1 pseudogene is annotated in these 287 nt (G+C 49.1%); it reads left to right on the forward strand.

Annotated features, from left to right (window positions below):
- Nucleotides 1-54: 54 nt before the first annotated feature.
- A pseudogene (locus J0A66_RS23015) lies at nt 55-287 on the forward strand (phosphoribosylformylglycinamidine cyclo-ligase); the annotation flags it as partial.

Here is a 287-nt window from a genome sequence, read left to right on the forward strand (position 1 = left end):
TTAACTGATAAAATCCGCAGCAAAATTTTCCCGCCATTAATTTTGAGGTCCATTGTGAGCGAATCCAAACCCTCCCTGAGTTATAAAGATGCTGGTGTAGACATTGATGCTGGCAACCAGCTTGTGGAACGCATCAAGAGCGTGACCAAGAAAACCCAGCGCCCGGAAGTACGGGGTGGGCTCGGTGGATTCGGTGCACTTTGTGCGATTCCACAGAAGTACCGTAAACCTTTGCTGGTATCTGGTACCGACGGCGTAGGCACTAAATTGCGTTTAGCCATGGATCA

Source organism: Bowmanella dokdonensis (assembly GCF_017254865.1).
Classification (GTDB): Bacteria; Pseudomonadota; Gammaproteobacteria; order Enterobacterales; family Alteromonadaceae; genus Bowmanella; species Bowmanella dokdonensis.